18 protein-coding genes are annotated in these 17803 nt (G+C 65.3%); 10 read left to right on the top strand and 8 right to left on the bottom strand.

The window, feature by feature from the left end; genetic code table 11:
- Positions 1–27 precede the first annotated feature (27 nt).
- Positions 28–777 (top strand): TSUP family transporter, encoded by a 750-nt coding sequence (locus tag ABDJ38_RS13235; RefSeq protein WP_346785591.1) that lies wholly within the window; start codon positions 28–30, stop codon positions 775–777.
- Between the two features lie 11 nt (positions 778–788).
- Here the strand turns inward: ABDJ38_RS13235 and ABDJ38_RS13230 are convergent, their stop codons facing one another.
- The 3 genes from ABDJ38_RS13230 to ABDJ38_RS13220 are packed head-to-tail and all read right to left on the bottom strand — an operon-like array spanning position 789 to position 3577.
- A complete protein-coding gene (locus tag ABDJ38_RS13230) occupies positions 789–911 on the bottom strand; it encodes a hypothetical protein (protein ID WP_346785590.1) in 123 nt (40 codons plus the stop codon).
- A 49-nt stretch (positions 912–960) separates the two neighbouring features.
- Positions 961–1938, bottom strand: coding sequence for an agmatine deiminase family protein (locus ABDJ38_RS13225; RefSeq protein WP_346785589.1), 978 nt, complete (start codon positions 1936–1938; stop codon positions 961–963).
- Between the two features lie 4 nt (positions 1939–1942).
- Entirely contained in the window at positions 1943–3577 is a 1635-nt protein-coding gene (locus ABDJ38_RS13220) for a M28 family metallopeptidase (protein ID WP_346785588.1), read from the bottom strand.
- Between the two features lie 106 nt (positions 3578–3683).
- Here ABDJ38_RS13220 and glnE point away from each other — a divergent pair, with 106 nt between their 5' ends.
- The 4 genes from glnE (at position 3684) to ABDJ38_RS13200 (ending at position 8401) form a co-directional block, all read left to right on the top strand.
- Positions 3684–6344: a bifunctional [glutamate--ammonia ligase]-adenylyl-L-tyrosine phosphorylase/[glutamate--ammonia-ligase] adenylyltransferase gene (gene glnE / locus ABDJ38_RS13215; protein WP_346785587.1), complete on the top strand. Its 2661-nt coding sequence runs from the start codon at positions 3684–3686 to the stop codon at positions 6342–6344.
- On the top strand, positions 6344–6817 hold the full coding sequence (locus ABDJ38_RS13210; RefSeq protein ID WP_346785586.1) for a peroxiredoxin: 474 nt from the start codon (positions 6344–6346) through the stop codon (positions 6815–6817). Before glnE ends, ABDJ38_RS13210 begins: the two co-directional genes overlap by 1 nt.
- Positions 6818–6819: 2 nt before the next feature.
- Positions 6820–7617, top strand: coding sequence for a ferritin-like domain-containing protein (locus ABDJ38_RS13205; RefSeq protein ID WP_346785691.1), 798 nt, complete (start codon positions 6820–6822; stop codon positions 7615–7617).
- A 115-nt stretch (positions 7618–7732) separates the two neighbouring features.
- A complete protein-coding gene (locus ABDJ38_RS13200; protein WP_346785585.1) occupies positions 7733–8401 on the top strand; it encodes a M23 family metallopeptidase in 669 nt (222 codons plus the stop codon).
- Between the two features lie 90 nt (positions 8402–8491).
- Here ABDJ38_RS13200 and galU read toward each other — a convergent pair whose 3' ends face one another.
- Positions 8492–9367 carry a UTP--glucose-1-phosphate uridylyltransferase GalU gene (gene galU / locus ABDJ38_RS13195; RefSeq protein WP_346785584.1) on the bottom strand — a complete coding sequence of 292 codons (876 nt, stop codon included), beginning with the start codon at positions 9365–9367 and terminating at the stop codon, positions 8492–8494.
- Positions 9368–9501: 134 nt separating this feature from the next.
- On the opposite strand from galU, the gene ABDJ38_RS13190 reads away from it, so the two are divergent.
- The gene (locus ABDJ38_RS13190; RefSeq protein WP_346785583.1) at positions 9502–9744 is read left to right on the top strand and encodes a hypothetical protein; all 243 of its coding nucleotides are present in this window, start codon (positions 9502–9504) and stop codon (positions 9742–9744) included.
- On the opposite strand, the gene ABDJ38_RS13185 is transcribed toward ABDJ38_RS13190, so the two are convergent.
- The 3 genes from ABDJ38_RS13185 to ABDJ38_RS13175 form a co-directional block, all read right to left on the bottom strand.
- Complete coding sequence (locus ABDJ38_RS13185; protein ID WP_346785582.1) at positions 9738–9983, bottom strand: ribbon-helix-helix domain-containing protein; 246 nt, start codon at positions 9981–9983, stop codon at positions 9738–9740. The genes ABDJ38_RS13190 and ABDJ38_RS13185 overlap by 7 nt on opposite strands.
- A gap of 34 nt (positions 9984–10017) precedes the next feature.
- Entirely contained in the window at positions 10018–10740 is a 723-nt protein-coding gene (gene phbB, locus ABDJ38_RS13180) for an acetoacetyl-CoA reductase (protein ID WP_346785581.1), read from the bottom strand.
- A gap of 84 nt (positions 10741–10824) precedes the next feature.
- Positions 10825–11580, bottom strand: a complete 756-nt coding sequence (locus ABDJ38_RS13175; RefSeq protein ID WP_346785580.1) for a hypothetical protein — start codon at positions 11578–11580, stop codon at positions 10825–10827.
- A gap of 344 nt (positions 11581–11924) precedes the next feature.
- Between ABDJ38_RS13175 and ABDJ38_RS13170 the strand changes: the two genes are divergently transcribed.
- The 4 genes from ABDJ38_RS13170 to holA are packed head-to-tail and all read left to right on the top strand — an operon-like array spanning position 11925 to position 16447.
- Positions 11925–12380, top strand: a complete 456-nt coding sequence (locus ABDJ38_RS13170; RefSeq protein ID WP_346785579.1) for a DUF3576 domain-containing protein — start codon at positions 11925–11927, stop codon at positions 12378–12380.
- A gap of 19 nt (positions 12381–12399) precedes the next feature.
- Positions 12400–14928: a leucine--tRNA ligase gene (gene leuS / locus ABDJ38_RS13165; protein ID WP_346785578.1), complete on the top strand. Its 2529-nt coding sequence runs from the start codon at positions 12400–12402 to the stop codon at positions 14926–14928.
- Entirely contained in the window at positions 14925–15416 is a 492-nt protein-coding gene (gene lptE, locus ABDJ38_RS13160) for an LPS assembly lipoprotein LptE (protein ID WP_346785577.1), read from the top strand. The genes leuS and lptE overlap by 4 nt, the downstream gene beginning before the upstream one ends.
- Positions 15413–16447 carry a DNA polymerase III subunit delta gene (gene holA / locus ABDJ38_RS13155; RefSeq protein WP_346785576.1) on the top strand — a complete coding sequence of 345 codons (1035 nt, stop codon included), beginning with the start codon at positions 15413–15415 and terminating at the stop codon, positions 16445–16447. The genes lptE and holA overlap by 4 nt, the downstream gene beginning before the upstream one ends.
- A 2-nt stretch (positions 16448–16449) precedes the next feature.
- Here holA and ABDJ38_RS13150 read toward each other — a convergent pair whose 3' ends face one another.
- Complete coding sequence (locus tag ABDJ38_RS13150; protein ID WP_488167850.1) at positions 16450–17727, bottom strand: capsule polysaccharide biogenesis protein; 1278 nt, start codon at positions 17725–17727, stop codon at positions 16450–16452.
- Positions 17728–17803: the final 76 nt, after the last annotated feature.

Below are 17803 nucleotides of genomic sequence, written 5' to 3'. Positions count from 1 at the left end.
CCGTGCGCGCTTATCTTGTGAGCTAGCATGAGCACCGATCTGATCGTCGGTTTCAGCGCGTTGCAGATTGTCGTGGCGGTGGCGGCGACGCTGGGCGCGGCTTTCATTCGCGGGCTGACCGGCTTCGGCTTCGGCATTCTGCTGGTGCCGATCCTTGCGCTGGCGCTCACTCCGGTGGAGGCGGTGCTGGCGCTCAACATCATGGCCGGGCTGCTTGCCTTGAGCGAGATCCGCTATGTCCTGCGCGAAGCGGAACGGTCTGCCCTCACCATCAGCGTCTTGGTGCTGCTTACGACCCTGCCCGGGCTGATGCTGCTCGATGCAACGCCGCCCGCGCTTGCGCGGTTGCTGATTGCGCTGGTCGCGCTATCGGCCTTCTTCGCCGTGCTTCTGCCACGTCGGGGGGCTGCGCAACCGGGGCATCTGACTACGGGCATGACCGGCGTGGTGGCCGGCGTCCTGACAGGTTTTGCCGCTATGCCCGGTCCGCCGGTGGTGCCCTATTACGTCGGGCGCGATATCCCGCGCCGCACGGCCAAGGCATCGATGGTGGGCGTGTTCGGCGTTGCCGCCATGACAGGTGTGGCCTCGGGCGCGACGCTGGGAGTGCTCGAATGGCGGATCGTGCTGCTGGGCCTAGCGCTGCTCCCGCTCGTCGTGTTCGGTAACTGGCTGGGCAGCCTTGCGTTCGGCAAGGTCAGCGACAAGCTATGGCGGATTGTCGTGGGCGTGGTGCTGGCTGCGGCCGCCGTAGCGGCACTTCTGAAGCTGCTTTAGAAAAGCGCGCGTTAGAAGGGCAGGGCCTGCCCGGCGGCAATCAGCGCGAGAGCGCAGGCTGTCACCACCGCAAAGCGCAGCACTTCGGCCGGGTTGGCGACGATCTCGCGGACACGGGTGACGGAAGCACTCATGCCGGAGAGTATGCGCGCTATCCGGTAAACAAAGTGTTAAAGCGCCCGCCTAAGCGACAGGCACGTGCTGGCTGCAACAGTGGAACGAGCCGCCACCGGTCAGCACCGCGTCGGCCCTCAGGCCCACCGTCTTGCGCCCGGGAAACAGCTTTCCAATCGCCTCGACCGCCGCCGCATCGTTGGCGCAGCCGTAGATCGGCACCACTACCACCTTGTTGGCCACGACGAAGTTCATGTAGCTCGCCGGTTCGGCATCCTCCTCGCCGTAAAGCCCGGCAGAGGGAACGCGGTGGACGGTGAGGCCGAAGTCAGCGGCCCGTCGCGCCGCATCGTCATACACGGCGGCATTCGGATCGTCGTTGCTGGTGGCGACGGGAATGGCGATCTCCCCCGGCGCGACGAACCGCGCGAGGTTGTCGACATGGCCGTCGGTGTGGTCGCCCAACAAGCCGTCGCCGAGCCACAGGATGCGCTCGAAGCCCAATTCCTCGGCGAGGTGCTCCGCGATTTTGTCGCGCGACAGGTCGGGGTTGCGGTTGGGGTTGAGCAGGCACTGTTCGGTGGTCACAACAAGGCCGGTGCCATCGGGATCTACCGAGCCGCCCTCCAGCACCCAGTCGGCCTTGCGATAGGCAAAGCCGCCCGTCTCGGCGAGCGACGCGCCGGTCTCCTGATCGCCATCGAGCAGATACTTCTCGCCCCAGCCGTTGAAGCCGAAGCCCTGTGCCAGCCGCTCGCCCGCATCGGTCCGGACGATCAGCGGGCCGGTGTCGCGAATCCAGATGTCGCCATAGGGGTGACGCTCGAAGACCACCGCAGGATGCGCCGAGGCGCGCGCCGCCGCTTCGCTTTCCTCATCACGGACCACCAGGCGAACCTGCTGGCCGCTTTCCGCGATGGCATTGGCGAAGGCGGCAACCTGCGCCTGCGCGGGGGCGAGGTCATCCTCCCACAGGTCGGCGGCGGCGGGAAAGCCGATCCAGATCCACTCCTGCTCGGCCCATTCGGGCGGCATTGCCTGGCTCATTCGCTTAGCATCCCTTGCCGGCGGCGCAGCTGGCATCGCGGGTAGCGCGGAATTCGTCGCCCTCGACCCAGTTCGGCCAGTCCGCGCTCTCGGCCAACTCGCGGCCAATCGCATAATAAAGCCCGACATCCTGCGCCACGCCGCTCCAGTCCCAGTTCGGATCGTACTCGTCCTTGGGGCCGTGATAGCGGTTGGCGGTATAGTCGGCATGGCCCTCTTCGCCCGCTTCGAACCCACCATCGAACAGGTCTTCGCCGCTCTTCACATAGAGCATCGGCACGCCGCGCTTGGCGAGGCTGAAGTGGTCCGAGCGGTAGTAGTATCCGGCCTGCGGGTTGGGATCGGCAGTGATCGTGCGGCCCTGCGCCTCCACCGCGCGTTCGAGCGTCGCATCGAGTTCGCTCTTGCCGCCGCCGATGGCGACGACGTCTCGCGCCGGGCCGAGCACGTAGAGCGCATCCATGTTCACGCCGCCCACGGTCTGGCTGAGCGGGAACACCGGGTTGGCACCATAATACTCCGAGCCTAGCAGGCCCGATTCCTCGGCGGTTACGGCCACGAAAGCCAGCGAGCGTGCGGGGGCGCCGGCCTCGTATTGCATCTTTGCGAGGGCGACCAGTGCGGCAGTGCCGGTGGCGTTGTCGACCGCACCGTTGCAGATGTCGTCGCCATCGGGCGCGGGGGTGCAGCGGCCGAGGTGGTCCCAGTGTGCGGTGTGGAGCACATATTCGTCGGGCCGCTCGGTGCCGGGCAGGACGCCAACCACGTTGGCGGAGGCGAAGCGGCGGATCGCGTTGTCGAACGAGGTGCTAGCCTTGATGCCAAGCGGGACGGCTTGGAAACCGGGGTGGCTGGCGGCCTGTTCCATCTGCGCAAGGTCCATGCCTGCCGCTGCGGCGACTTGTTCGGCGACATCGTGCGTGACCCAGCCGTTGACCAGAGTCTGGCTCATCCCGCCGTCGTTCCGGGCAGCATAAACCTGCGGGCCGGACCAGCTCGATTCGACCACGTTCCAGCCATAGGCGGCGGGGAAGTCGGCATGGACGATGATCGCGCCTGCCGCGCCCTGCCGCGCCGCTTCCTCGAACTTGTAGGTCCAGCGGCCATAGTAAGTCATCGCGCGGCCGTTGAACGTGCCTTCCAGCGTGTCCGCGGCATAGTCCGCATCGTTGACGAGGATCAGCGCGGTCTTCCCGTGCATGTCTACGCCCGCATAGTCGTTCCAGCCACGCTCGGGCGCGTTGATGCCGAATCCGACGAAGACGATCTCGCTATCCTCCAGCGCCACGTGGTCCTGCTCGCGGTAGGTCACACCGACCCAATGATCGCCGAAGGCATACTTGGTGCCCGCGATAGTAAGTGGGTTGATGTTCTGCGCGGTGATTTCCACCAGCGGCACTTCCTGGACCCAGCTGCCGTTGTTGCCCGGCTCAAGACCGGCGGCGGCGAACTGCTCCTCCAGATAAGCGATGGTCTTTTCCTCACCCGGCGTGCCGGGGGCGCGGCCCTCGAATTCGTCGGACGCGAGAACGCGCGTGACATCCTTGAGCGTGTCGACCGGGACCGGCGCGGTCTCCTGCGCCGAGGCCACGGTGGACAGCGCCAAAGCGTAAAGCGGAGCGAGCGTGCGGGTGAGCATATGGTTTCGTCCGAAATTTCTCATCGCGCGAGCATTGGCAGGAGCGCGGCCCCATCGCAAGCGCGCAACACTTGCCCGCGCGCGCGGCACAAGGCAGGAGGCAGGCATGACCGCCGACTGGCAATCCGCACTCGCCCGCGCGCAGGCCCATGCGCCGTTTCTCGCCCTCGCCCTGCGCCGTCGGCCCGAGCTGGCCGAGCTGTTGGCCGAAGGGCGCGGCGAAGAGGCGCTGGTAGCAGCGTGGCGCTCGGGCGAGGGCGTCGAGGATATCGGCGCGGCGCTGCGGATCGAGCGGCTGTCGCATGCGCTGGTGCTGGCGATTGGCGATCTGGCGGGGGCCTTCCCGCTTGATAAGGTGCTGAGCGAGCTGACGGGCTTTGCCGATAGCGCGCTTGACCGGGCGATGCACGCGGTGGTGGCGCGGCGCTGCCCCGAGGCCGAGTTCGCCGGGTTCACCGCGCTGGCGCTGGGCAAGCAGGGCGCGGGCGAGCTGAACTACAGCTCCGACATCGACCCGATCCTGCTTTACGATCCGGCCACCCTGCCACGCCGCGAGCGCGACGATCCGGGCGAGGCGGCGCAGCGCTATTCGCGCCAGCTGGTCGAGCTGCTGTCGTCCCACACCGGCGAGGGCTATGTGATGCGGGTCGACCTGCGGCTGCGCCCGGCGGCTGAGGTCAGCCCGCTGGCGATCTCCTTTCCGACCGCGCTTTCGCATTACGAAAGCTCGGCGCTGGCGTGGGAGCGTGCGGCCTATATCCGTGCCCGCGCTGCCGCAGGCGATATCGCGGCGGGCGAACACTTCCTTGAGGAGGTGCGCCCGTTCGTCTGGCGGCGCAGCCTCGACTTTACCGCGATCGAGGAAATCCGCCGCCTCACCGCGCGCATTCGCGAGGCCTATCCCGGCCCGCGCGAGCCCGGCCCCGGTTTCGACGTGAAGCGCGGGCGCGGCGGCATTCGCGAGATCGAGTTCTTCGCCCAGACGCACCAGCTCATCTACGGCGGTCGCCTGCCCTCGCTGCGGCTGCGCGGTACACGTGCGGCGCTCGATGCGCTGGCGGGCGAGGGGATCGTCACCCCGGCGACGGCGCGGGAGCTGGGCCAGGCTTACGACCGGCTGCGCGTGGTCGAGCACCGATTGCAAATGGTCGAGGACCGGCAGACGCATGAATTGCCTGCCAGTGCGGAGGCGCTCGACAATGTCGCGCGGCTCGATGGCATGGACGGCGGCGCGGCGCTGCTCGATGAGTTGCGCGCGATCTGTGCGCGGGTGGGCGAGCATTACGACGGGTTGCTTGGCGAGGGCGAGGATGGTGCATCCGGCGGCGTCGCGGTGCCCGAGAAGTTCCGGTCTGATTTCAACGCGCGGGTCGAGCACTGGACCGGCAGCCTGCGCGTGATGCGCAGCGCCGGGGCACAGCAGGCCTTCGCGGTGATCCGCCCGCGCCTGCTCGAAGCTCTGGCCGAAGCGCCCGACCCGGCGCGTGCGTTGGCGCGGTGGGAGACATTGCTTGAACGGCTGCCCACGGCGATCAACCTCTTCCGCCTGTTCGAACAACGTCCGGGCCTGCTCGACACCGTGCTGCGCGTGCTGACGCTGACCCAGCCGCTCGCCGACGAACTGGCGCGGCGCCCAGAACTGCTCGATGCTTTGATCGACGCCACCGCGCTTGATCTACCCGGCAGCGTCGACGATCTCGCCGAGGCGATGCGCCAGTGCGAGGAGCCCGATTACGAAACCCGGCTCGGGCGCATCCGGCAGGTGGTGGGCGAGGAGCGGTTCGCGCTTGGGGTCCAGCTGATCGATTGCCGCCACGATCCGCTCGCGATCGCCGAGGGGCTGTGCCGCGTGGCAGAGGGCGCGGTGCGCACCGGGGCCGAGGCCGCTATCGAAGAGTTTGAGCGGGTCCATGGAAAGATCGCGGGCAGCGAGCTGATCGTGCTCGGCCTCGGGCGGCTGGGCGGCGGGGCGCTGACCCACGCCTCCGACCTCGATGTGGTCTATCTGTTCTCGGGCGAGATCGGCGAGGAATCGGACGGGGGGCGACCCTTGTCGACCTCGCTCTATTTCAACCGGCTGGCGACCCGCGTCACCGCAGCGTTGTCGGTGCCGACTGCCGAGGGCGCGCTTTACGAGATCGACACAAGACTGCGTCCGCAGGGCAAGCAGGGGCCGCTCGCGGTGAGTGTCGAGAGCTTTGCCCGCTATCAGGCGAACGAGGCCTGGACCTGGGAGCACATGGCGCTTTCCCGCGCGCGCCCGATTTTCGGCAGCGCCGAGGGGAAGGCCGACTTGCAACAGGCGATCAGCGAGGTGCTGCTCGCCCCGCGCGACCCGGAGAAACTGCGCGCCGACGTGCTTAAGATGCGCAGCGATGTCGCCACCCACAAGCCGCCACGCGGCGATCTCGATGTGAAGCTCCAGCGCGGCGGGCTGATGGATAGCGAGTTCCTGATCCACTACCTGCAGTTGCGCCACGGGCTCGGCTTCGTGCCCGCTCTGGAAACCGCGATCGGCGAGTTGGTGGCTGCGGGGCACTTGCCGCAAGGCTATGCCGAACATCACCTGGCGCTGACCCGGCTGCTGGTGGCAGCGCGGCTGCTCGCGCCGGGCAGCAACGAACCTACACCGCCCGCCAGCGCGGTGTTGGCGCAGGCTTGCGGGGCGGACGACTTGCCCGCGCTGCGCCGCGCGATCATGGCCTCGCGTAAGGCCATCGCTGCGCAGTGGGCCGAAGTGTTTGACCAGAAACTGGAGATCGAATGATGAGCGACAGACCCGATATCGGCGATAGCGTCCCCGACATTGCCCTCGAAACGCCCGAAGGTGGCTCGGTGAAGGTATCGGACTTCAAGGGCGAGAAACTGGTGCTGTTCTTCTACCCCAAGGACAACACCCCCGGCTGCACCACCGAAAACATCGACTTTTCCGCGCTGGCCGAAGACTTCGCGGCGGCGGGCACAAAGCTACTCGGCATAAGCAAGGATTCGGCGAAGAAGCACCAGAACTTCATCGCCAAGCATGACCTGAAAGCCCCGCTCGCCACCGATCCGGAAACCAATGGCCTTGCCGATGCGCTGGGCATCTGGGTCGAGAAGAGCATGTATGGCCGCACCTATATGGGCATGGAGCGGACCACCTATCTGGTCGATGCCGATGGCAAGATCGCCCGCGTCTGGCGCAAGGTGAAGGTAAAGGGCCACGCCGCCGAAGTGTTGGCTGCAGCGCAGGAACTCTAACCATTACTGCCGAGGCCGACCTGTCGCAGGCGATCCGTGCTGCGCTGCTCACGGGCGACGCGCGCGCCAAGGTGATGGCGACGCGCAAGCTGGTGCGCGACTGGCGTCTGGGTCGCCTGCCGACCGGTTTTTCGGTGGCCATGCCCGATCATCCCGCATGGCCCGAGGGACTGGAGGTGCTGCCGCCGTCGCAAATGCCCAAGCGCGGGCGCGGTGGGTCGGAGCGCAACCGCATCGCCCTGTGGCATTCGCTCGCACATATCGAATTCGTCGCCATCGACCTCGCGCTCGATATGGTGGGCCGCTTCGGCCCGGCGCAGGACGAGCGCTTCATCGCCGACTTTCTGCGCGTGGCGGCGGACGAGGCGATGCACTTCGCGATCATCGAACGGCACCTCGCGCAGATGGGCGCGCGTTATGGCGACCTGCCGGTCCATGGCGGCTTGTGGCAGGCGGCCAGCGATACGGCGGACGATGTGCTGGCGCGGCTTGCAATCGTGCCGATGGTGCTCGAAGCCCGCGCTCTCGACGTAACCCCGGCAACCCTGAAACGCGTGAGAGCGCAGGGTGATGAGCGGGGGGCGAAGATCCTTTCGCGGGTGCTTGACGACGAGATCCGACACGTCGCGGCAGGCGCAAGCCATTTCGAAAGGCTGTGCGGAAAGGCCGGTTTTGTGCCGGAGAATCACTGGAAGAGGCTGGTTCGGGAACGATTCGGCGCACGTATTAAGCCGCCGTTCAACGACTCGGCGCGTCAAGCTGCCGGTCTGCCGCGAGAATATTATACGGCAATTGCCTGATTAACCTTTCGACGCTCTACTGGTTCCCGACGGGAAAAGCGCGAACACATCGTCGCTTCCGGAACATGCGGGCTCGGCCGGAAGGCTGGCCCTAATAAAGAGCAGAAGGGATCGTATGCTCTCGAAACTTGCAATCGCACTCGTGGCGCTGTCTGGCCTGTCCGCAGCCCCGGCCCTTGCTAACGAAACCGCCGTCGGCGTTGCTGCTTCGGCCAGCGCCTCAACCGCTTCGGGCGGTGTCGATACCGAATTCAGCGAATTGTTCGCCAACTGGCAGACGCTCGAAACGGGCGGCCGGGTGACCCAGTCCGGCGACATCATGGCTGGCCCCAACATCGCGATCTCCGTTCCTTCGCGGATGCCGCTCGAAGGTGCCGTGCTGACCAGCGGTTACGGAATGCGCAATCATCCGATCCTGCGTCAGCGTCGCGGCCACAAGGGCGTTGACCTCGCCGCGCCGACCGGCACCCCGGTCTATGCCACCGCCGATGGCTTGGTGGGCATGGCGCAGCGCTTCAGCTCCTATGGCAACTACGTCCAGATCGAGCACGGTGGCGCAATGCAGACCCGTTATGCCCACCTGTCGAGCTACGTGGTCAACTCGGGCGACAACGTCTACAAGGGCGACCTGATCGGCTATGTTGGATCGACTGGCCGTTCGACCGGTCCCCACCTCCACTATGAAGTCCGCGTCAGCGGCGAAGCGGTCAACCCGATCCCCTACATGACCGCCGAACTGGCCATCGACGACAGCCCGCTGGCCGCACGCGGCGGGCCGGAATGATCCTTAGCGTGTAATCGCAAGCCCCAAGCAAAAGGGCGGCAATCGCGAGATTGCCGCCCTTTTGCTTGGACCTGATGCCTTGAAGAAGGCCTACTCGGCGAGCAGGCGTTCCGCCATAGCGCGGACATCGGCGCCCATGTCTTCGCGTTCCAGTGCCAAGGCAAGCGTCGCCTCGACGAAGCCGAGCTTGCTGCCGCAATCGAACCGCCGCCCTTCGAAGGTCACGGCGTGGAACGGCTGGCTGCCGATCATGCGTGCCATCGCATCGGTCAGCTGGATTTCACCACCCGCGCCCTTGCCCTGCGTTTCCAGCGTGCGCATCACCTCGGGCTGGAGGATATAGCGACCGGAAATGATCTTGTTCGACGGCGCTTCGGCCACCGGCGGCTTTTCGACCAGGCCCTTCACCTCGGTCAGCGCGCCGCTGCTCGCGCCCGGATCGATCACACCGTAGGACGAAACTTCTTCGTGCGGCACTTCGAGCACCGAAATGAGGTTGCCGCCCACTTCGTTGTAGGCCTCGACCATCTGCGCCATGCAGCCCGGCTTGCCGACCATCATCTCGTCGGGCAGCAGGATCGCGAAGGGTTCGTCACCCACGATCGCGCGGGCGCACCAGATGGCATGGCCCAACCCCAAGGGCACCTGCTGGCGCACGGTGATGATATCGCCCGGCGTGGCGCGGGTCGGTTCGAGCACCGACATATCCTTGCCGCGCTCTTCCATCGTGGTTTCCAGTTCGAACGCCTTGTCGAAGTGTTCGACGATGGCGGTCTTGCCGCGGCCGGTGACGAAGATCATCTGCTCGATTCCCGCCTCGCGGGCCTCGTCGACGGCATACTGGATCAGCGGTCGATCGACGATGGGTAGCAATTCCTTCGGGATCGCCTTGGTGGCGGGAAGGAATCGAGTGCCAAGCCCGGCTACGGGGAACACGGCTTTGCGGATCGGTTTTGGATCGGTCATGGCCAAGTGATGAAGGGGGGACGAAGGGCGGTCAAGGCCGTTCGTCACGTCGGTGCGACAGTTGAACAGATTGGCAAACAAGGGTGAACTTTTCTCGTTCCCACGCGTTGATGGGGCAATTGGAGGAAAGTCTCATGGCATTGATAAGGCTGGCGGCGCTGGCTGCAGCAGGCGCAATTGGATATCGGTACTTTAACAAGCTGCGGGGCCGCGAACATGCGGCCTTTGCTGCGGGTCAGGGGGATGATTCGAACTTTGCGCAGGTGCGCAGTTCGGGCCCCTCGGCAATGGCGGACAAGCCGAAGCGCAAGTGGACCGAGGTGGACGAGGAAAGCGACCAGAGCTTTCCGGCGAGCGACCCGCCCGCGAATTACTGATCCAAACGCCCCGCAAGATCGGCCACGAGCCACAGCCGCAACGCCGTGGCCAGGCCGGGTGCGGGATCGGCGTCGATTCGTTCGGCGTCGATCCGCGCTACCAGTGCGTTTAGGGGCAGCCGCTCACGCGAGGCGGCGCGCTGCAGCAGTTTCCAGAATAGCGGCTCGAGGCTGATCGACGTCTTATGCCCGGCGATCTCGACCGAACGCTTGATGGGCGGGTGATAGAGTTCGTCCATCGCCGGTGGAATCAGCCTGGGCGAGCCAGTGCCATCAATACATGTGCTGGCCACCGTTCATCGACAGCGTCGAGCCGGTGATGAAGGCACCGTCTTCCGAAGCCAGGAAGCTCACGCCTCGCGCGATTTCCTCAGCATGGCCAAGCCGGCCCACGGGGATTTTGGCCACGATCTTTTCCAGCACGTTCTCGGGCACGGCGGCGACCATGTCGGTATCGATATAGCCCGGCGCGATGGCGTTCACGGTGATCCCGAAGCGCGCGCCTTCCTGCGCCAGAGCCTTGGTGAAGCCGTGAATGCCGCTCTTGGCGGCGGCATAGTTGACCTGGCCATATTGCCCTGCCTGTCCATTGATCGAGCCGATGTTCACCACCCGGCCCCAGCCGCGGTCCTTCATTCCGGCGAAGGTCGCCTTGGCCATGTTGAAGCAGCCGCCGAGATTGGTCCGTATCACATTGTCCCAGTCCTCGTAGCTCATCTTCATCAGTGTGCCGTCGCGGGTAATGCCGGCATTGTTGACCACGACATCGATCGGGCCCAGCTCGCTGGCGATTTGTTCGCAGCCGGCAAGAGTCGCGGCATGGTCGCTCACGTCGAACTTGAAGACGGGAATCCCGGTTTCTTCGGAGAAGGCCTTAGCCTTTTCGTCGTTCCCGGCGTAGTTCGCAGCCACGGTAAAGCCATCGGCTTTCAGGGCTTCGCAAATGGCGCGGCCGATGCCGCGGGTTCCGCCGGTAACTACTGCAACGCGAGCCATGATTCTCTCCACAATAACCTGAGGAGATTCATGGCAAAGCAGTGCGCCAAGGTAAAGGAAAACCGGCGCTTTTTCGCGGTTTGATCAGAAGCGGAACTGCGTGCCGATATAGACGGCCTGGCTGTCCTGCTGGCGAACATCGGGCAGTGGCCGCAAGTCGCGTTCCTGCTGGTAGCGTACGCCTGCGGTGACGTTGAGGTTGCGGGTCAGGCTGTAGCTGCCGCCAACATCGAGCATCCGGTCACCGAGCTGATCGGCGGCATCGCCCGATCGGGCTGCGGGCGCTTCCTCTTCCAGTTCGATTCGGGCTGCAAACCGGCTCGGTTTCTCGGCTGCTGCGGCGCGCGGCTGGAACTCGGCGAGGTCGGGCACTTCGGCCGAGGAAAGATTGGCGGCGAGATCGCTCACCTGCCTAGGCGACTGAGCAAAGCTGCTGTAGCCGCGCGAAAGGCCGAGGTTGTAGCGCGACGAAGCGACTCTCAGGCTGCCGTCGCCCGAGGCCTCGCTATCGACCGTGGTGCGGCCAGACAGAATTTGCGCGACACGCTGGTCCACCCGCACAGCTACGGTGACCGCCCGGCCTGCGCCGTCAGCGCCCGAATTGGCGGGGGTGAAACGCATCAAGGGTGCCTTGCCACCAGCCCGTTCAGCCACAATGCGGGCAATGCGCGGATCGGCGGAGGCAGGCGTGAACGAAACCGAGCGGCCCGATTCAGAATAGGTCGCGTTATTGCCGATAAGGCCGATCGCAACCACCGAACTGGGCAGGGCAGCAGCCAGCAGCACACTACCGACGCCAAGCGCCAGCTTCGGTGCAAATCTGGAAAACCCCCTGGACATCATGATTCCTTAACTCACCAGACCATCGTAACTTAGCGGGCGAAGATGGCCAAACCCTGAAACCCCGCATCAGGAACCCTCCCATCGGGAGAATCGCGAGGCCTCGCCTATTGCCTATATGTGATACGCATATGACGGCGATATGGCCACGAATAAGCTGCGTTTGCGCTGCGTTCGTGTCGGGTTGTGGATAAGGTGTTGCACGCGATCCACAATCGTTGGTTTGATTCAGCCGTGGTTCACGGCTAGTCGCCGCAAGTGCGCCGCGCTTCGAACCGGGCCTTGCCGCGCGAAGGGTCCCGTCTATAGCGGGGCGAAACATGGATTTGCTGACAGGAACGCCAATGCCTTTTTCGACTGAACGTGCTGGCCGATTTGCTCGTGTGCTGCTGCTGGGCGCTGGGGTTGCCGCACTGGCCGCTTGCGGCGGCGGCAACGACGAGCGTTTGCGGGCAGACCTCGCCGCCTCGCAGGTCACTTCGATCGGCGTCAATTCCTATCTCTGGCGCGCCAGCCTCGAAACGCTGTCGTTCATGCCGCTGACCCAGGCGGACAGCGCGGGCGGTGTGATCGTGACCGACTGGTATGCCAACCCCAACAGCCCGGAAGAGCGCATGAAGCTTTCGGTGACGATCCTCGATCAGGATTTGCGCGCCGATGCCCTGCGCGTGGCGGCCAGCCGCCAAGTGCTGCGCGACGGAACGTGGATCGAAGCGCCGGTGCAGGCGGCCACCGTGCAGCAGCTGGAGGATATTATCCTCACCAAGGCGCGCGATCTCCGGCGTTCCGCCATCGGCTGATCTGGCCTAGGGGGCCGGTATGACTGATTCCCGATTCGCAACCAGGTTCAATCCTGGCCAAGCCGATTCGCGCTGGCAGCAGGCGTGGGCCGAAGCGCGCTGCTTCGAAGCCGACAGCACCAGCGCCAAGCCGAAGAGCTTCATCCTCGAGATGTTCCCCTATCCCTCGGGGCGCATCCACATCGGCCACGTGCGCAACTATACGATGGGCGACGTGCTGGCGCGCTATCACAAGATGCGCGGGCGCGAGGTGCTGCATCCGATGGGCTGGGACGCCTTCGGGATGCCGGCCGAAAACGCGGCGATGGAAAAGGGCGTCCACCCGGCGGGCTGGACCTACGACAACATCGCCACCATGAAGCGGCAGCTCAAGCAGCTGGGCTTCGCGCTCGACTGGAGCCGCGAGATCGCCACCTGCGATCCCACCTACTACGGCCACGAACAGGCGCTGTTCCTCGCGCTGTACGAGGCGGGCCTGGTCTATCGCCGCGAATCGGCGGTGAACTGGGACCCGGTCGACATGACCGTGCTCGCCAACGAACAGGTGGTTGACGGGCGCGGCTGGCGCTCGGGCGCGCTGGTGGAGAAGCGCAAGCTCAACCAGTGGTTCCTGAAGATCACCCAGTTCGCCGACGATCTGCTTGAAGGCCTCGACACGCTCGATGGCTGGCCGCAGAAGGTCCGCACGATGCAGGAGAACTGGATCGGCAAGTCGCAGGGCCTGCAATTCCGCTTCGACCTTTCGAATGGCGAGACGGTGGAGGTCTATTCGACCCGGCCCGACACCATCTTTGGCGCGAGCTTCGTAGCGGTCGCCGCCGATCACCCGATCGCGCAGGGCGTGGCCGAGGGCAATCCGGAAGCGCAGGGCTTTATCGAAAAGTGCCGCGAAGGCGGCACCACCGCCGCCGAGCTGGAAACCGCCGAGAAGCTTGGCTTCGACACCGGCATCACCGCCAGGCACCCGTTCACCGGGGCCGACCTGCCCGTGTTCATCGCCAACTTCGTGCTGATGGACTACGGCACCGGTGCAGTGATGGCGGTGCCCGGCCACGACCAGCGCGACTTCGAATTCGCCACCAAGTACGGCCTGCCGATCACCCGCGTCATCGCCGCCAATCCCGGCGATGCAGAGGTGCCCCTGCGCGAAGCGGAAACGGGCGAGGGCGTGCTCGTCCACTCCGATTTCCTCGACGGCATGAGCGTGGACGAGGCCAAGGCCGCGATTATCGCCCGCGCCGAAGAAGGCGGCTGGGGCGAGGGCAAGACGGTGTGGCGCCTGCGCGACTGGGGCGTGTCGCGCCAGCGCTATTGGGGAACGCCGATCCCGTTCATCCACTGCGATGCCTGCGGCGTGGTGCCGGTTCCGCAGGATCAGCTGCCGGTCACGCTGCCCGAGGATGTCGATTTCTCGATCCCCGGCAACCCGCTCGAACGCCACCCCACGTGGAAGCAGGTCGATTGCCCCAACTGCGGCGCGGCGGCGCGGCGCGAGACCGATACGCTCGACACCTTCGTCAACTCCTCGTGGTATTTCCTGCGCTTCGCCAGCCAGCCTGCCGATAAGGCCTTCGACAAGACCGAGGTCGCGCAGTGGATGCCGGTGCAGCAATATATCGGCGGGATCGAGCACGCAATTTTGCACCTGCTCTACGCTCGCTTCTGGACGCGCGCGCTGGCCCATGTCGGCCTGCTCGACGTAAAGGAGCCGTTCGCCTCGCTGTTCACGCAAGGGATGGTCACGCACGAGACCTACTCGCGCAAGGACGGCCCGCGCGAAGTGTTCTTCAGCCCGGCGGAGATCGACCGCAGCGGCGAGGGGGCCTCGCTCAAGGCCGATGGCCAGCCGGTCGAGATCGGCAAGGTCATCAAGATGTCCAAGTCAAAGAAGAACGTCGTCGACCCCGAGGACATCATCGCCCAGTACGGCGCCGACGCCGTGCGCTGGTTCATGCTGTCCGACAGCCCGCCCGAGCGCGACCTGCCGTGGTCGGAAGCCGGAATCGAGGGCTGCGGCCGCTTCGTGCAACGCCTGTGGCGTCAGTTCGGCCAGCTCGACGAGAGCGCCGAGGGCGAAGACAAGGCGCTGGCCCGCCGCACGCATCAGACCATCGCTGCCGTCGCCGAAGACATCGAGGCACTCGCCTTCAATAAGGCCGTCGCCCGCATTTACGAGCTGACCGGTGCGACCGAGAAGGCCGCGCCGTCGGCTGACCGCAACGCGGCGATTCGCGCGCTGCTGGCGCTGGTCTCGCCGATGATGCCGCACCTTGCCGAAGAAGGCTGGGAAGCCCTTGGCCAGAGCGGGCTGATTGCCGAGGCGAGCTGGCCCGAGGTCGATCCGGCGCTGCTGGTGGAGGATGAGGTTACCATCGCGGTGCAGGTGAAGGGCAAGCTGCGCGATACGCTCACCGCGCCTAAGGGGGCTTCGAAAGAGACGCTTGAAGCCATGGCGCTCGCCAGCGAAAAGGTGCAACGTGCCATCGATGGTGCGGAAATACGCAAGGTGATCGTGGTGCCCGACAGGCTGGTGAACATCGTCGCATGAGGATGATTGCGCCTCTGTTGCTGCTGGCGAGCCTTGGTGCCTGCGGGTTGCAGCCGCTCTATTCGGGCGGAGCCTCGGGCGCGGTGGCGCAGGGGCTGGGCGCTATCGAGGTGGCGCCCATTCCGGGGCGCGAGGGCTGGCTCGTGCGCAATGCGCTGAACGACCGATTCGGTGAGGCAGGCGTCGAGGGCAGCCCGCGCTACCGGCTCGATGTCGTGCTCGATCAGGATCTTGAGGGGCTCGGCCTGCTGACCGACGACACCATCGGGCGCGAGCGGCTGTCGTTGCGGGCGCGCTATCAGCTGGTGGAACTGGCTACGGGCACGATCCTCGTCGACGCGACTGCCGGATCCGATGCCGGGATCGACGTTGTTTCGTCCGAATTCGCCACCATCGCCGCCGAGCAGACCGCGATGGAAAACCTGGCGCAGGATGTCGCCGGGCAAATTCAGGTCAGGCTGGCGCGCACCCTGCGCGAGCAGCAGTGAAGGCGACCCAGCGCGACATTTTTCGGGCCGCTCAGCGGACCGGCGATGCCTGCCGACTCTATTTCCTATGCGGGCCGGACGAGGCCGGGGCTACGGCCGCCGCCGCCAAGCTCATCGCAGCGCTGCCCGATCCGGGTGAACGCTATGAGCTGAGCGGGCAGGATCTGCGCTCGGACCCGGTTCGGCTGGTCGACGAGGCGCGCTCTACCTCGCTGTTCGGCGACAAACGGCATCTTTTCGTTCGCGTGAACGGCGAGGATGCGCACGATGCGCTGAAGACCTTCCTCGACTTGAAGGACCGCGGCGAGGCCGATCAGGCCTGGCCGGTTTTCATTGTCGCCAGCTCCGCCACCGACAAGTCACGCTCGGCCAAGCTGCTGCTCAAGCGCGACGATGCGATGGTGGGGATCTTCTACCCGCGCGACATGAAGGACATGATCATCGATGTGCGCGCTCTGGCCGATGCGGCGGGCGTGCGGCTGGGTGGAGACCTTGCCGAGCGCATCGCGCGGTCGGTCAATCTCGATATCCGGCTGGCCGGTGCCGAGGTCGAGAAGCTGGCGCTCTATCTCGATGCTTCGCACACGTCGCCCAAAACCGCCGATGCGGCGAGCTACGAGGCGATCTGCGCAAGCACCGAGGAGGACGGCTTCGCCGCGCTGGTCAACGTCGCGCTCTCGGGCGACCTGCGCAAGCTGCCGGGCGAGGTGCGCCGGATGCGGGATCTGTCGATCAATCCGGTGGGCGTGGCGCTGGCGCTTGAGCGGCGCGCCGCGCAGCTGGCGTCGCTCAGCGCGAAGCTGCGCCCCGGCGAGGACATCGCGCGCTTTCTTGAAAACGAGCGGGTGTTCTTCAAGGAGCGGCGCGAGATTGGCCAGCAGTTGCAACAGTGGAGCGGGGGCAAGCTTGAACGCCTCGTGCCGCGCCTCACGCGCTTGCACCGGCTGCTGCTGTCAAACAGCCAGGTAGCCGAGCTATTGCTAGCGCAGGAACTGGCCAGCATTGCGAGAGTCGCGGCGGCGCGGCGCTAGCCCTATTCCGGCGCCAGCACCCGGCCTTCGAGCCGCGCGACCGCGTGCCGCACAACCTTGTCGAGCGCTTCCTCGGAAAAGAATCCGCCAGGGATCAGGCATTTTTCGACCAGCACGCGGCGGAAGGCGGCGAAGGTTTCCGGATCGGGCGGGGTGCCCTCGGTCCAGAAACGGTCAATGCCGTGCTGGAAGGTGATTTCGGCCATGTCGTAGATCGCCTGACCCAAGGCAATGACCGGGATACCCATATCCAGCGCGAGCGTTCCGCTGGTGCTGTTGATCGTTACCATCCCCTTGGCGCGCTGCGCCACGGGAACGATATCGCCAAACCCGAGATAGTCGACGCGATCTTCGATACCCAGCGTCTCGGCCATCAGGCGCACGACCTCGCGCCAGACGACCACGCCATTATCGAGCGGGTGTTCCTTCACTACCAGCCGCGTGCCTGCGGGAGCGTTTTCGGCGAACGAGCGCAGGACCAGCATGATGGCGTCGTTCATGCTGGCGAACGGCGAATGCAGCCGGATCTGAGCGTCCGATGCCAGTTGCAGCGGGAAGAGATAATAGGCGGTGTCTGACTGCAAGAGCCGGTGCACCAGCACCGCTGCGTCCTCACGCCGCTGTTTGCCCCGCATGAGCTTGCGCGCCCAGCCGACACCCTCGATCAACGGATGCCAGGGGCGATGATTTTCCCAATGCGGATAGTACCAGCGCGTGAAGACGTCGCCAAAATTGTATGCCAGCCCTTCCAGCGCCCGGCGGGCAAAGGATGCCGGGACCTGCTTGTGCTTGGGAATCGGCGGCAGTTCTGCGGCGAGGCTGCGATACCACTCTGGATCGCTGGGCAATTCCGAATGGCCGTTAACCCCGCCCAGTTCAAGCGTGACCCAGTCAGGCCGGATATAGCCTTCCTCGAACACATGGACGGGCACGCCCAGTTCGCGGCAGACGGCAATGGCGGGAATATGATGCGCGCGGCAATCACCGAACAGGACCACGTCGGTAATGGCATGTTCCTGCAAAATCGCGCGGAAGGTTTCGGGCCAATCCTGTAGAGTCCCGCGATAGTCGATCCCGCCGGGCAAACGCCAGAATAGCCGATCACCCCCGTTGAAATTGACCTTGAAGACCTTGTGGCCGCAATTGATCAGGCCCTGCCCGAGGCGGCGAAACAGCCGCCCCATGAGGCCTTGCAGCAAGAGAACATTGCGCTGGGTAGGCTCGCCCTCAGGGGTGTTGCGAGCGCGGTTCGAGATTGTCGAAAGCTCTTCGTGGAGCATGCGACTGGCCCGATTGCCCTGAGCCGACTTCAATTCGGAGAAAATATCAACACCCACAAATCAAACCTCGAACTCG

Source organism: Aurantiacibacter flavus, assembly GCF_039710615.1.
GTDB lineage: Bacteria > Pseudomonadota > Alphaproteobacteria > Sphingomonadales > Sphingomonadaceae > Alteraurantiacibacter > Alteraurantiacibacter flavus.
Note: the sequence above shows the minus strand (reverse complement) of the source record. Positions and strands in the feature narration are given on the sequence as shown.

Coding starts and splice junctions, on each gene's coding strand:
- ABDJ38_RS13235 (WP_346785591.1), top strand. CDS start 28: ATGAGCACCGATCTGATCGTCGGTTTCAGCGCGTTGCAGATTGTCGTG.
- ABDJ38_RS13230 (WP_346785590.1), bottom strand. CDS start 911: ATGAGTGCTTCCGTCACCCGTGTCCGCGAGATCGTCGCCAACCCGGCC.
- ABDJ38_RS13225 (WP_346785589.1), bottom strand. CDS start 1,938: ATGAGCCAGGCAATGCCGCCCGAATGGGCCGAGCAGGAGTGGATCTGG.
- ABDJ38_RS13220 (WP_346785588.1), bottom strand. CDS start 3,577: ATGCTCACCCGCACGCTCGCTCCGCTTTACGCTTTGGCGCTGTCCACC.
- glnE (WP_346785587.1), top strand. CDS start 3,684: ATGACCGCCGACTGGCAATCCGCACTCGCCCGCGCGCAGGCCCATGCG.
- ABDJ38_RS13210 (WP_346785586.1), top strand. CDS start 6,344: ATGAGCGACAGACCCGATATCGGCGATAGCGTCCCCGACATTGCCCTC.
- ABDJ38_RS13200 (WP_346785585.1), top strand. CDS start 7,733: ATGCTCTCGAAACTTGCAATCGCACTCGTGGCGCTGTCTGGCCTGTCC.
- galU (WP_346785584.1), bottom strand. CDS start 9,367: ATGACCGATCCAAAACCGATCCGCAAAGCCGTGTTCCCCGTAGCCGGG.
- ABDJ38_RS13190 (WP_346785583.1), top strand. CDS start 9,502: ATGGCATTGATAAGGCTGGCGGCGCTGGCTGCAGCAGGCGCAATTGGA.
- ABDJ38_RS13185 (WP_346785582.1), bottom strand. CDS start 9,983: ATGGACGAACTCTATCACCCGCCCATCAAGCGTTCGGTCGAGATCGCC.
- phbB (WP_346785581.1), bottom strand. CDS start 10,740: ATGGCTCGCGTTGCAGTAGTTACCGGCGGAACCCGCGGCATCGGCCGC.
- ABDJ38_RS13175 (WP_346785580.1), bottom strand. CDS start 11,580: ATGTCCAGGGGGTTTTCCAGATTTGCACCGAAGCTGGCGCTTGGCGTC.
- ABDJ38_RS13170 (WP_346785579.1), top strand. CDS start 11,925: ATGCCTTTTTCGACTGAACGTGCTGGCCGATTTGCTCGTGTGCTGCTG.
- leuS (WP_346785578.1), top strand. CDS start 12,400: ATGACTGATTCCCGATTCGCAACCAGGTTCAATCCTGGCCAAGCCGAT.
- lptE (WP_346785577.1), top strand. CDS start 14,925: ATGAGGATGATTGCGCCTCTGTTGCTGCTGGCGAGCCTTGGTGCCTGC.
- ABDJ38_RS13150 (WP_488167850.1), bottom strand. CDS start 17,727: ATGCTCCACGAAGAGCTTTCGACAATCTCGAACCGCGCTCGCAACACC.